At 45.3% G+C, this 12,290-nt stretch carries 15 protein-coding genes, 1 pseudogene and 1 riboswitch; of the genes and pseudogenes, 12 read left to right on the forward strand and 4 right to left on the reverse strand.

Annotated features, from left to right (window positions below; translation table 11 throughout):
• Positions 1-208 (reverse strand): annotated as a pseudogene (locus tag AWV70_RS09865) (adhesin); the annotation flags it as partial.
• Positions 209-328: 120 nt separating this feature from the next.
• On the reverse strand, positions 329-559 hold the full coding sequence (gene yidD / locus AWV70_RS09870) for a membrane protein insertion efficiency factor YidD (RefSeq protein WP_060206595.1): 231 nt from the start codon (positions 557-559) through the stop codon (positions 329-331).
• Positions 560-658: 99 nt separating this feature from the next.
• Here yidD and AWV70_RS09875 point away from each other — a divergent pair, with 99 nt between their 5' ends.
• From AWV70_RS09875 to AWV70_RS09900, 6 genes are all read left to right on the forward strand, one after another.
• Positions 659-1,108, forward strand: a complete 450-nt coding sequence (locus AWV70_RS09875) for a Dps family protein (RefSeq protein ID WP_060206596.1) — start codon at positions 659-661, stop codon at positions 1,106-1,108.
• A gap of 62 nt (positions 1,109-1,170) precedes the next feature.
• On the forward strand, positions 1,171-1,350 hold the full coding sequence (locus tag AWV70_RS09880) for a putative motility protein (RefSeq protein WP_060206597.1): 180 nt from the start codon (positions 1,171-1,173) through the stop codon (positions 1,348-1,350).
• Positions 1,351-1,469: 119 nt separating this feature from the next.
• A complete protein-coding gene (locus AWV70_RS09885) occupies positions 1,470-2,795 on the forward strand; it encodes an NAD-dependent malic enzyme (protein ID WP_060206599.1) in 1,326 nt (441 codons plus the stop codon).
• Between the two features lie 55 nt (positions 2,796-2,850).
• On the forward strand, positions 2,851-3,213 hold the full coding sequence (locus AWV70_RS09890) for a transposase (protein ID WP_235588608.1): 363 nt from the start codon (positions 2,851-2,853) through the stop codon (positions 3,211-3,213).
• A 106-nt stretch (positions 3,214-3,319) separates the two neighbouring features.
• Positions 3,320-3,700 (forward strand): NUDIX hydrolase, encoded by a 381-nt coding sequence (locus AWV70_RS09895; protein ID WP_235588609.1) that lies wholly within the window; start codon positions 3,320-3,322, stop codon positions 3,698-3,700.
• Positions 3,690-4,484, forward strand: coding sequence for an alpha/beta hydrolase family protein (locus AWV70_RS09900; RefSeq protein WP_060206605.1), 795 nt, complete (start codon positions 3,690-3,692; stop codon positions 4,482-4,484). Before AWV70_RS09895 ends, AWV70_RS09900 begins: the two co-directional genes overlap by 11 nt.
• Positions 4,485-4,527: 43 nt before the next feature.
• Here AWV70_RS09900 and pckA read toward each other — a convergent pair whose 3' ends face one another.
• Complete coding sequence (gene pckA / locus AWV70_RS09905; protein ID WP_060206607.1) at positions 4,528-6,114, reverse strand: phosphoenolpyruvate carboxykinase (ATP); 1,587 nt, start codon at positions 6,112-6,114, stop codon at positions 4,528-4,530.
• A gap of 171 nt (positions 6,115-6,285) precedes the next feature.
• Positions 6,286-6,404, forward strand: a riboswitch (SAM riboswitch).
• A 494-nt stretch (positions 6,405-6,898) separates the two neighbouring features.
• Between pckA and metK the strand changes: the two genes are divergently transcribed.
• Positions 6,899-8,107: a methionine adenosyltransferase gene (metK, locus tag AWV70_RS09910; protein WP_153009946.1), complete on the forward strand. Its 1,209-nt coding sequence runs from the start codon at positions 6,899-6,901 to the stop codon at positions 8,105-8,107.
• Positions 8,108-8,584: 477 nt separating this feature from the next.
• Here metK and AWV70_RS09920 read toward each other — a convergent pair whose 3' ends face one another.
• The gene (locus AWV70_RS09920; protein WP_060206614.1) at positions 8,585-9,097 is read right to left on the reverse strand and encodes a gamma carbonic anhydrase family protein; all 513 of its coding nucleotides are present in this window, start codon (positions 9,095-9,097) and stop codon (positions 8,585-8,587) included.
• An 83-nt stretch (positions 9,098-9,180) separates the two neighbouring features.
• Here AWV70_RS09920 and AWV70_RS09925 point away from each other — a divergent pair, with 83 nt between their 5' ends.
• The 5 genes from AWV70_RS09925 to AWV70_RS09945 all read left to right on the forward strand — a co-directional run.
• Entirely contained in the window at positions 9,181-9,969 is a 789-nt protein-coding gene (locus AWV70_RS09925; protein ID WP_060206616.1) for an alpha/beta hydrolase, read from the forward strand.
• Between the two features lie 21 nt (positions 9,970-9,990).
• Positions 9,991-10,590, forward strand: coding sequence for a histidine phosphatase family protein (locus AWV70_RS09930; protein WP_306464385.1), 600 nt, complete (start codon positions 9,991-9,993; stop codon positions 10,588-10,590).
• A 65-nt stretch (positions 10,591-10,655) separates the two neighbouring features.
• Positions 10,656-11,183 (forward strand): signal peptidase I, encoded by a 528-nt coding sequence (gene lepB / locus AWV70_RS09935; RefSeq protein ID WP_060206620.1) that lies wholly within the window; start codon positions 10,656-10,658, stop codon positions 11,181-11,183.
• A gap of 64 nt (positions 11,184-11,247) precedes the next feature.
• Positions 11,248-11,436, forward strand: a complete 189-nt coding sequence (locus AWV70_RS09940) for a hypothetical protein (protein WP_153009944.1) — start codon at positions 11,248-11,250, stop codon at positions 11,434-11,436.
• 104 nt (positions 11,437-11,540) lie between these two features.
• Positions 11,541-12,290, forward strand: a 750-nt coding sequence (locus AWV70_RS09945; RefSeq protein ID WP_153009945.1) for a UvrD-helicase domain-containing protein, incomplete at its 3' end; no start/stop codon positions are given.

The raw sequence follows: 12,290 nt of genomic DNA on the forward strand, positions 1-12,290 counted from the left end.
CATCTGCTCCCGCCGGATAGATGGACTTGACATTGACAAAATCCCCGCCGATCCGCTCGGTGAAATATTGCAGGGGATAGACAGTCGTGTAGACGGCTAATTTCCCTTCATCGTCAGTTGCAGCATTGTCTTTATCATTCTTGTTCCCGCAGGCGCTAATGAGCAATGTCATGATAAGTGCCAGGAAAACGAGTGATTTCTTCTTCATAACTAAATCCTCCGCCTTCTTAATAGTAATGATTACGATTTAATACTTTCTTATAATACATGTTACCAACAGTTTTCGCAACATAAAAGAAAAAAACCGGCAAAATGCCGGTGAAAAAATCTATTTTTTTTTGTCAATCTTGTCCGGCACCGGGTCAAAACCGCCTTCATGGAACGGATGGCATTTTAAGATTCGGCGGACCGTCAGCCATGATCCTTTGAAAGCACCATGCTTCTGGAGCGCCTCCACCCCGTAATGGGAGCAAGTAGGATAGAAACGGCATGACGGCGGTGTGAGCGGAGAAATGATTTTTTGATATGTTTTTATAATACCGATCAAAATTGTTTTCAATGTTGAACACCTTGCTTTCTCATGTATGTTTATTTTATTTGTTCTAGTGGTAAATTAACAGGGAGATGCATTAAAAGAAAAACGAAGAGGGGTTTTTTTATGTCTAAGGAATTAATGGAAGAGCTAAATGTACAAGTTTCGACATGGTCGGTTATGTATGCCAAGTTGCATAATTATCATTGGTATGTAAAAGGGAAGCAATTTTTCACCTTGCATGCAAAATTTGAGGAGCTTTACAATGAGGCGACCGCCCATATGGATGAAATCGCCGAAAGAGTATTGACACTCGGTGGAAATCCGACAGCGACATTACAGGAGCATTTGGAGCAGTCCGTCGTAAAAGAGGCGAAAGGCGATGAGCAGGCAGAGGATATGGTGAAAACCATCGCTGACGATTTCGATAAAATCATGAAATCCTTGAAAAAAGGGATGGAGATTGCTGCGAAAGACGGCGACGATATGACAGAGGATTTATTGAATGCGACCTATCAAAGCATTGAGAAGCATCAATGGATGTTGAATGCGTTCCTCGGTGAAGACAATAAATGATCATTAGGTCTTGAATCATCGATTTATTCTCCGATAATAGCATTGTAAAGGAGGAATGGTTTATGAACATGAACTCCATCATGGCGAGCCAATTGAGAAGTTTGCAATCTACTGTCCAATTGAGCGTCATGAATAAGGCTTTATCGGTGAATGCAACTGCAGTGACAGATATGCTGCAAAGTATGCAGGACCAACCAGCTGCCCATCCTTATAAAGGTTCAGCAGTCGATACGAAAGCATGAAAAAGAGAGCGCGGATTTCCTGTTAATCTAGGAAGTTCGCGCTTTATTTTTGTTGGAGCCACTTATTATGTGTAAAATGGGGTACGAGTAGTTAAGAGGATCATTTAGGAGGCGACATTATGTCACATATCCAATTCATAAGGAACCTAATTATTGAAACCCCATCGAAACCGGGCAACTTCGCGAAAGTTGCAACAGCAATCGGTGTACTGAAGGGGGATATTGGAGATATTCAAACAATAAAAGTAGGTACATTATCGACAATAAGAGATGTTTCCATTCAGTGTACGAGTGAGGCGCAGTTGGAGGAAATTGTCTCGGCTATTAATGCAATCGGTGAAGGTATTCATGTGCATGCAGTGACAGATGATGTATTGCATGCGCACGAAGGCGGCAAGATTGCGATGAAGAGCCGTACGCCAGTCCGCTCATTGGGTGATCTACGGAGAATTTACACGCCTGGAGTCGCTAATGTTTGTAAAGTGATTCAAAATGATCCAGTGCAGGCCGATTATTTTACAGGCATTTCAAACACTGTCGCTATCGTGACGGATGGCACGGCAATTTTAGGGCTCGGCAATATCGGTCCAGTCGCAGGCATGCCGGTCATGGAAGGGAAGGCGGTCCTGTTCGATCAATTCGCGGGGATAAGCGGGATTCCGATATTGCTCAACACGAGCGATCCCGATGAGGTTGTGGAAACGGTCAAGCATATTCACCAAAGCTTCGGGGGAATTTTATTGGAAGATATCGGGTCTCCGCATTGCTTTGAAATCGAAGAGCGGTTGAAAGCGGAACTGAATATACCTGTCATGCATGATGACCAACACGGGACCGCGGTCGTCACGCTTGCTTCAGCTCTTTCCGCATGCCGGCAATCGGGTGTGGAATTGTCTGAATCAGTCGTCGGTCAAATCGGACTGGGCGCTGCAGGTCTTGCCATCAGCAGGATGTTCATGGCATATGGCGTGAAGGAAATGCGTGGGGTCGATCCGAATCCTGAAGCGATTGAAAGACTGAAGCATCATGGCGGAACGGCTTTGAAATCGGTCGAAGAGATTATGCAAACTTGTGATATTGTTATCGCAACGACCGGGGTGCAAGGTTTGATCAAACCGGAAATGGTCCGTAAAGGCCAAATCATTTTGGCGTTGTCCAATCCGAATGCAGAAATTGATCCGGAAGCTGCACTGGATGCGGGAGCCGCATTTGCCGCGGATGGCAGACAAGTGAATAATATACTTGGTTTCCCTGGAATCTTTCGAGGTGCTTTGAATGCGCATGCAAAAGACATCACCTATCCAATGCTCATTGCCGCTGCACTCGCCATTCTGGATAGCACGAAACCAGGGGATCTTGTTCCGCATCCATTGGATCCAGCCGTGCATGAGAATGTGGCGAATGCCGTTGAACGCGTCGCGAATGAAGAGGCGAATTCCATCTGAATAATGTATCGTTGGTCCAAAGTGATCCATACTACGACAAAAAAGGATGGGTCACATGGAAAACGACAAAGTCAGAATGTACGTATCAATCGCCAATCAACAAATATATGCACATAAGCATGATTCCCCGTGGGAGTACGAAGTGGAGATGAGTCGAGAGTTCCTGCCTGTCTTCAATAATCTGTTTTCCCAAATAGGGCGTCTGGAATTCAGTAATTTCCTTATAGGACATACGCGGCCTTATTTTCAATATCACTATGACCGGGATAACCATGAAATTGATCGGAGAACAATGAAATTATATGCATTAATCCATGAGTTCACTGATGATGAGACGAAGAGGTTCATTGAACAGCTGCCGTATTTTACAAAGGGCAGGCCTATGATAACATCAGCACCCGTTCAACCATTCAATTGATTGTGAAAGGACGTGAAGTCAAATAACAACGACATTTAACGATTTACAAGGAGCGCATGTTGAGCTGACATTCGGTGAGAATCGCTTTGGCATAGAAGCGAGACATGTGCTTGTCGTATTGAAGCACGAAGGGAAATGGCTTGTCACACGCCACTCCATACGCGGCATTGAATTTCCCGGAGGCAAGGCGGAAGACGGTGAATCGATCACTGAAGCTGCGATTCGTGAAACGATAGAAGAAACAGGTGTGACCATTACGGATCTCGTCAATTTTGCTGAATACGTTGTCATGAGCAATGTGACATTTTGCAAAGCGGTATTCACAGGGAAAGTGTCCAGCATTGAAGAAAATCCCCAGCTATTTGAAACGGAAGGCGCATTATGGATGACGGATGAAGAATTGGCCAACTGCGATGAATTGAGCTTCCATATGAAAGATGCAGGAATGGTGGAAATTCGAAAGTGGGTGGACGCATATGTTGCCTAACGGGGCGATTTTGCACCGAAGAGATTATCCATCACCTAATCCAAACATCCATCTCGAGGAAATAACGTATTGGTCAGATAGGCTGAAGGTGAAGGGGTTGCTTGCTGAACCGGTAAGCGGAGGGAACTATGAAGGGATCATCTACTTGCGAGGAGGCATCCAGCATGTCGGCATGGTACGTCCTGCTCGTATTGCCCAGTTCGCTTCGCAAGGCTTTGTCGTTTTTGCGCCTTATTATCGTGGCAATAGAGGTGGCGAAGGGCGTGACGAGTTCGCAGGAGACGATCGCCAGGATGCGGTCAATGCTGTTGAAGTCCTGAAGCAGAGTTCAATGTTGAACAAGGACCGGATTCATTTGTATGCATTCTCCCGAGGTGGTATCATGGCGCTTTGGACAGCGATTTTACGGGAGGATATCTCTTCTGTAGTGACGTGGGCAGGTGTTTCGGATGTCATCTTTACATATAATGAACGCGAAGATATGCGCCGGATGATGAAGCGTGTCATTGGCGGCACACCGAATAGCATGCCTGATGCGTATAGGGAACGGACGGCATTATTCAAGGTGGATGAAATCGATGCCCCTATTTTGATTATCCACGGCATGAAGGATGAGAATGTATCTTTCGAACAGGCGATTTTGCTCGAGGACGCTCTGCGGGATAAGGATAAACAGTACGAGACTTGGTATTTTCCCGAGTATACCCATTATTTCCCTACAGCGCATAATGCACAGATTGTCCGCGATTTATGTGATTGGATGAGGCGGCAGGGAAATGAATAAAAATAGCTCCAAGTGCACAATTGCACCTGGAGCTTTATTATCATTACGCGATTGGTCCGCCTTTTTGAGTGATTTCTTCAGAAACATGACCGAATTTCTTGAAGTTCTCACGGAATAGATCTGCCAATTCTTTTGCTTTCTGATCATATGCAGCTGGATCGCTCCACGCGTTACGAGGGTTCAGCACTTCAGTCGGTACGCCGTCAATTGCTTTAGGCATAGCAAGACCGAAAATTGCATTCTCTTCGTATTCTACATCGTTCAATTTACCAGCAATTGCTGCCCGGACCATTGTGCGTGTATGTTTCAAAGACATACGCTGACCTACGCCGTACACTCCGCCAGTCCATCCTGTGTTGACAAGGAAAACTTGTGCATCATGCTCGTCGATTTTCTTCCCTAACATTTCTGCGTAGACCGTTGCAGGCAATGGAAGGAAAGGGGCGCCAAAGCAAGTAGAGAATGTTGCTTCCGGTGAAGTAACACCGCGCTCAGTTCCCGCAAGCTTCGAAGTGAAGCCGCTCAGGAAGTGATACATCGCTTGCTCCTTTGTCAATTTTGAAATCGGAGGCAATACGCCGAATGCATCCGCAGTCAAGAAGACAATCGCTTTCGGATGTCCTGCAACAGATGGCGTCACAATGTTTTCGATATTGTGGATCGGATACGCTGCACGTGTATTTTCTGTTAATGAATTATCATCGTAATCCGGCTTACGTGTCTTTTCATCCAAGACGACGTTTTCCAAAACTGAACCGAAACGGATCGCTCCGTAAATTTCAGGTTCTTTCTCTTGTGAGAGATTGATCGTTTTCGCATAGCAGCCGCCTTCGATATTGAATACACCGTTTTCGGACCAGCCGTGCTCATCATCACCGATCAGCTTACGATTAGCATCTGCAGAAAGAGTCGTTTTTCCTGTGCCGGAAAGTCCGAAGAACAAAGCGACGTCCCCATCTTCACCAACGTTTGCAGAGCAGTGCATCGGAAGAATTCCGCGCTCAGGCAGCAAGTAGTTCATGACGGAGAAAATGGATTTTTTCATTTCTCCCGCATATTCCGTACCGCCAATCAACACAATACGCTTTTCAAGTGATACAATGATGAAGGTTTCGGTTTTCGTTCCGTCCACCGCAGGATCCGCTTTGAACGTCGGAGCAGCAATCACCGTGAATTGCGCTTCATGTGTTTTCAACTCTTCTTGGGTAGGGCGGATGAATAGATTGTTGACGAAAAGATTTTGCCATGCGAATTCATTGATGACTTGGATGGATAGCTGAGAGTCCTTATCAGCTCCTGCAAAGCCCTTGAATACGAATAGCTCATCTTTCACTTTAAGATGGTTAAGAACTTTCTTATATAATGAATCAAAGATTTCAGATGAGATTGGGCGGTTCACTTTGCCCCAGTCGATTTTGTCTTTTGAAGAGTCTTCTTCGACAATATACTTATCTCCAGGAGAACGGCCCGTATACTTTCCTGTCTCGGCAGTGAGGGCGCCGTCTGCGGAAAGTTTCGCTTCTCCACGGGATGTCGCTTTTTCAATCAGTTCTGCCACTGAAGGCTGTATGTTTACGTTGGTGCCTGAAAGTAACTCGTGTAATCCGTTTTCAATTTTCGCTGAAATCATGTTTGGTACCGTCCTTTGCATGTAATCCCATTCGATGGGTTTCATCACATTTCGTAAATAGTATAACACATTTAGAATAATAATCTATACTAATGAAAAACTCAAGTACATATGTCTAAAAATGTTTGACAAAGTGCAAACTTTTTCGTAGGATTGTTTATTGAACGGATACTCTTATCCCGAGCTGGCGGAGGGACAGGCCCTATGAAGCCCGGCAACCTGCGTGGACCATTATGGCCGCGAGAAGGTGCCAAACCTGGAGCAAGGTTGAATTCCTTGGACGATAAGAGTGAAAGGTGCTGCTTTTGAAATTATGCCTTTCCTCATGTGTATTTACGTGAGCGAAGGGCTTTTTATATTCATTTAGCTTAAAGTCAATTATCTTAAATGAAGAGATGATTGTAATGTTATCTCTTTCTTTAGCGGGTGTTAAAAATGCTCGCTAAATGAATACAAGCCTCCGGCGGATGTCACAAATTTTGAAGTGAATTAAAGAGGGCAACCTAAGTTCGCCGCGTCCTGAAGGTGCCTTAATTTCTGCTAAAAGCGCAGAAATACGGCAAATCGAACCCTTCGCCGTTCGATTGGCAACGGTTGCATGACCAACATCCTGTTGGCCTCAAGCGCAATTCAAAATTTGGACGCAATTACGCCGAGGCGTAATTGATTTTAATCTATAAGGCCCTTAATCCTTGTGTATGTTGACGTCGACTCTCTAGGCGCTGAACTTACTGGGACAATTAGAGTACCGTATCAATATTTGCAAGCTGTTAAGGAGGAAACTATAATGACAAATCGCCGATTATTCACTTCAGAATCGGTAACAGAAGGACATCCGGACAAAATGTGCGATCAGATTTCTGATGCCATCCTGGATGCCATTTTAGAGGAAGACCCGAATGCACGTGTAGCGTGTGAAACGACAATCACGACTGGACTCGTGCTCGTTATCGGAGAAATTACGACTTCAACATATGTAGACATCCCGAAAGTTGTGAGGGATACAGTGAAGGATATCGGCTATACACGCGCGAAATTCGGATTCGACTGGGAGACTTCATCCGTATTGACTTCCATTGACGAACAATCTCCTGATATCGCGGCGAGTGTCGATCAGGCACTGGAAGCGCGCGAAGGGACAATGAGTGACGAAGAGCTTGAAGCGATCGGAGCAGGAGACCAAGGGCTGATGTTCGGTTATGCATGTAATGAAACGCCGGAACTTATGCCAATGCCGATCAGTTTATCCCATAAGCTTGCACGCAGGCTTGCACAAGTAAGGAAAGATGACACTCTTGATTACTTGCGCCCTGATGGCAAAACGCAAGTGACAGTGGAATACGATGAGGATAACAACCCGGTACGGATTGACACGATCGTCATTTCCACTCAACATCATCCTGATACTACTTTGGAACAAATTCAAAATGACATTAAGGAACATGTCATCAACCCTGTTGTGCCAGTAGAATTATTGGATGAGGAGACAAAATACTTCATCAACCCATCAGGTCGCTTCGTCATCGGCGGACCACAAGGGGATGCAGGTTTGACAGGACGTAAGATCATCGTTGACACGTACGGCGGCTATGCGCGTCATGGTGGTGGTGCATTTTCCGGTAAAGATGCGACGAAAGTGGACCGTTCCGCATCCTATGCGGCACGGTACGTAGCGAAGAATATCGTCGCTGCGGGACTTGCGGATCGTTGTGAAGTTCAATTAGCCTACGCAATCGGTGTTGCGAAACCGGTTTCGATTTCAATCGATACATTCGGAACAGGTAAAGTCGCGGAGAGCAAGCTCGTGGAAATCGTGCGTGAGTTGTTCGATTTACGTCCGGCAGGCATTATTAAAATGCTTGACCTCCGCCGTCCAATCTATAAGCAGACAGCGGCATACGGCCATTTCGGTCGCACTGACGTAGAACTCCCTTGGGAGCAGACGGACAAAGCGGCTGATTTGATTGAGAAAGCTGGCTTGACTGTTCAATAATTGACAATGTGGAAGCAATGGAGACATCCTTGCTTCCTTTTTTCCGTGTAAATAATTTTCATGCCCGGGTTGCGAGCCCACAGCTCATGAATGTTTTATTGTGTAAAGAGAAGTTATTGGTAGAAAAAGAGAACTCTTTTACGAGAAACGAGAAGTTACTCGGGAAGAACGAGAAGTCTTTAACGAAGAACGAGAAGTTACCCGTGGAAAACGAGAACTCTTTCACCGAGAACGAGAAGTTACTCGGGAGAAACGAGAACTCTGCATTGGCGAACTTAGTAGGGAACCTAAGCAGATTCATAGCGTTTATTATAATACTAGAAAAGTGGGGCAGGCGATTCTATAATGGCGTTCAGCGTTTTAGTATTACTCGGACTTGTCGGCTTAGTTGCGTGTGTCGTCGTAGCGGGAATCATCATTTTGTTAGTCTCCAACAAATAACAGGTGCAGCCTAAATGTGCAGCACCTGCAAGTTTTTTATGATTGCATTTCCTTGTACATTTTTCCTTTTTCAACATAGCTGTTCAAGACGCGTTCCATTTCCGCCCGGTCGTCGTCGTTCAACTCACGGACGACTTTTGCGGGCGAGCCTAGAGCGAGGCAGCCTGGCGGTATTTTTTTACCGGGTGGGACGAGGCTTCCTGCACCGATGAACGCACCTTCGCCAATTTCTGCGCCATCCAAAATGATGGAGCCCATTCCGATTAGTGCGCCTTTGCGGACGACACAACTATGTAAAAGGGCTTTGTGGCCGACTGTTACATCATCCTCAATCAATAATGTCTTGCCAGGACTTTGATGTAGACAGCTTAAATCTTGGATGCTGACCCGTTCACCGATAATTGTCGGGGCGACATCTCCTCTGATAACCGTATTGAACCAGATTGAACTGTTTGCCCCGATTGAGACGTCGCCAGTAATTGTGACATAATCCGCAACATAGACGGAAGGGTCGATTTGGGGTGTCTTTCCATTGTATGAATAAATCATGAAGTGCCTCCTCTTTTCTAAAAATCATGTATAATTTATCCTAACACAAAACTTTCATTCACATATAGGGGAGGATGAGTGCCATGTGGAAATGGGAAGCGGAAGGACAACCGAAAGCGGTTGTTGTAATTGTCCATAATGCGTATGAACATCATCGGCGGTATGCGTGGCTCATTCAAAAGCTGCGAAACGGCGGATTCCATGTCGTTACAAGCGATTTGCCCGGGCATGGCGCCGATAGCGGAAGAAGAACACATGATGAACCGTTCGAGTCGTATGTGGACCATGTGAAAAAAATGATTGATATTGCGCTGCAAGATAATTTGCCGTTATTCGTGCTTGGCCACGGACTTGGCGCCACGATTGTCATGCATATTCTGCAACGTGAAAAGATTGAATGCGCAGGCTTCGTATTCAGTTCCCCTTGGCTCTCTATGAAGCACCAGCCATCCAAGTTTTCAGGGGTGCTGACGAAACTTACAAGTTCCATGAAATTGAATCATGACATTCAAATCGAATTATTGACACGGAACTACGATATGTACATAGAGTTCCAAAATGATCGGGATTATAGCTCGGCAATTGTTGCGTCTTGGTATCGTGAACTGCATGCGATGATGAAATCCATCATGAGTCATGAAGAAAGCATTTATGACACACCGATCCTCCTACACACAGGGGAGCATGATAAAATTATCGATGTTTCATTTGCAAAAAGATGGCTATTGAACCAACAGCTTTCCGAATTTCAATACAAAGAATGGAAAAGGCTGTACCATGATCTTTATCAAGAGCCTGAGCGCGAGGAAGTCTATTTGTATATTGAATCGTTCATGAACAATGTGCTTCGCTCGCTCGGTTATATTGTATAAAAAATTAACGCATAAGGGGGAGTGGTTATTTTGACGATTATCGGGTTTGTCAGGCATGGTGTGACCGCATGGAATAAGGAAGGAAGAGCCCAAGGCAGTTCGGATATCCCTTTGGATGATGAAGGGATTGAAATGGCGGAACGCGTCGCCGGTCGATTGTCCAAGGAACAGTGGGATGTCATTTATACGAGCCATCTACTTAGGGCTAAGAAGACTGCTGAAATCATTGCAGAACAAATGCCGGGCATTGAGCTCGTCAAAGATTCACGGTTGCGCGAGGTTGGCGGCGGAATGGTTGAAGGGACGACCGAGGCGGAGCGCATCGAGAAGTGGGGGAAGGATTGGAGACAGCTGGACATGGGATTCGAATCGCAAGAAGCCGTCATTTCCCGTGGAATGGAATCCATTGAGGACATCCATCAGAAGCATACAGGCAAAAGGGTGCTTGTTGTCAGCCATGGCAGCTTTATTAAGCGGATGCTGAACGAGCTTGTAACTGAAACCGTCTATGAGGAAAACTTGGATAACACATCACTGACAATCGTCGAACTTGGTGACGATAAAAACCTTTGCGAGCTTTTCAATTGCACCGCGCATTTGCAGCAGGTTCTTGAAGAATAAAACCATTCATACCATAACTAGGCTATACTATATAGTATACAAATTGTAAGATCGGGGGCTTTCAAATGAAAAAAGAAACAACTTCTGAAATTTTGTCATGGATCAAAGCTATTGTAGTCGCTTGCGTTCTCGTATTTGCGATCAGGCACTTCCTATTTTCACCTGTCATCGTATCCGGTCAATCGATGGAACCGACATTTGAATCGGAAAACCGTGTCATCATTTCTAAAATCCATAAGCTTGATCATTTTGACTTGGTCGTCTTCCATGCACCAGGTTCCAAGGAAGATTATATTAAACGAGTAATCGGTCTGCCAGGAGACACTGTTGTCATGAAGGATGACAAGCTCTTCATTAACGGGAAAGAATATGAAGAAGAGTATATCCAAGCGAATAAGGAACAGCTTTTCAAGGATCAAAAATTGACGGAGGACTTCGAAGTGACCGTGCCGGAAGGACAGCTTTTCGTACTCGGAGATAACCGCAGGAACAGCACCGATAGCCGTGCCATCGGTTGTATCGATGAGGAGTCTGTCGTAGGGAAGGTCGGTTTCAGATTTTATCCACTCAATTCAATCGGCATTCCTAAGTAAATGATGATTAACTATTCTCCTTTCGGGTATTCCTATACAGACTACCAAAGAAGGAGCGATGGCATTGTCTAAAGAACATAAAAGCAAAGAGGGAAACAGCACAAAAGACAATACGAACAGAGCCCAATTGGCGGGAACTGAGTATACCGACGAACAACGGCATACGAACGAAGTCGCCTCCACTGCTTATAAGGGCAGCAAGAAAGAAAAAGCGGACATCCAAAACGATAGACTCGAATCAGGCGGCTTTTAGTCAACAACCTCTGCGCAACAAGCAGAGGTTGTTTCTTTTTCACGGACGCAAACACGTTCGTATGGTAAATTAAGTACAACGCAAGAAGAAGGAGCACCTATGCAATGACCGATTTTTTTACAAGGAAAAAGAATGAATTACAAATCAAATTGAACGAGGTACAGCAAAATGCCGTTATGCAAACGGATGGGCCTTTGCTGTTATTAGCATGTCCGGGATCGGGAAAAACAACAACGATGATTATGAGGATCGGCTATTTGATCGAAGAGAAACATGTGAATCCGAAACGCATTAAAGCGATCACGTTCAGCCGTGCATCAGCACGCGATATGACAGAACGTTTTAAACGATTTTTCCCACGACATCCCCCCGTCGATTTTTCAACCATACATAGCCTCGCATTTACAATTACACGCACCTACTTGCAAAAGACGGGAGACGCGTTCGAATTGATTGAAGGTGGTGGGAAAGGGAAGCAAGCCATCACGAAATCGATGCTATTGAAACGCTTTTACAAAGAAACGCTTCGTGATGATTGTACGGAAGATGAATTGGCATCATTATCGACATTTGTCAGCAATGTGAAAAACCGGATGATCCCCTTCAACGAGTGGGAGAAAGTGCCGGCACCCTTCGACAAAGCGGGCAGTATTGCATTGAAATATGAACAATTCAAATCGAAGACGAAAGGGCATCTACTTCTCGACTTTGACGATATGCTGTCCATTGCGGAACAGGCTTTGCGCGTTGATGAACAGTTGGCCGAGCAGTACCGTACCCGCTATGATTATATTCTGACAGATGAAAGCCAGGATACATCGCTTGTTCAACACCGCATTGTCGAGCATCTCGTA

This window comes from Sporosarcina koreensis, from assembly GCF_001531445.1.
In the GTDB taxonomy this organism is placed as follows: domain Bacteria; phylum Bacillota; class Bacilli; order Bacillales_A; family Planococcaceae; genus Sporosarcina; species Sporosarcina koreensis_C.

What these genes read in the sequence shown, in the direction of transcription:
- AWV70_RS09875 (WP_060206596.1), top strand. Translation starts at nt 659, where the DNA reads ATGTCTAAGGAATTAATGGAAGAGCTAAATGTACAAGTTTCGACATGG.
- AWV70_RS09880 (WP_060206597.1), top strand. Translation starts at nt 1,171, where the DNA reads ATGAACATGAACTCCATCATGGCGAGCCAATTGAGAAGTTTGCAATCT.
- AWV70_RS09885 (WP_060206599.1), top strand. Translation starts at nt 1,470, where the DNA reads ATGTCACATATCCAATTCATAAGGAACCTAATTATTGAAACCCCATCG.
- AWV70_RS09890 (WP_235588608.1), top strand. Translation starts at nt 2,851, where the DNA reads ATGGAAAACGACAAAGTCAGAATGTACGTATCAATCGCCAATCAACAA.
- AWV70_RS09900 (WP_060206605.1), top strand. Translation starts at nt 3,690, where the DNA reads ATGTTGCCTAACGGGGCGATTTTGCACCGAAGAGATTATCCATCACCT.
- pckA (WP_060206607.1), bottom strand. Translation starts at nt 6,114, where the DNA reads ATGATTTCAGCGAAAATTGAAAACGGATTACACGAGTTACTTTCAGGC.
- AWV70_RS09920 (WP_060206614.1), bottom strand. Translation starts at nt 9,097, where the DNA reads ATGATTTATTCATACAATGGAAAGACACCCCAAATCGACCCTTCCGTC.
- AWV70_RS09925 (WP_060206616.1), top strand. Translation starts at nt 9,181, where the DNA reads ATGTGGAAATGGGAAGCGGAAGGACAACCGAAAGCGGTTGTTGTAATT.
- lepB (WP_060206620.1), top strand. Translation starts at nt 10,656, where the DNA reads ATGAAAAAAGAAACAACTTCTGAAATTTTGTCATGGATCAAAGCTATT.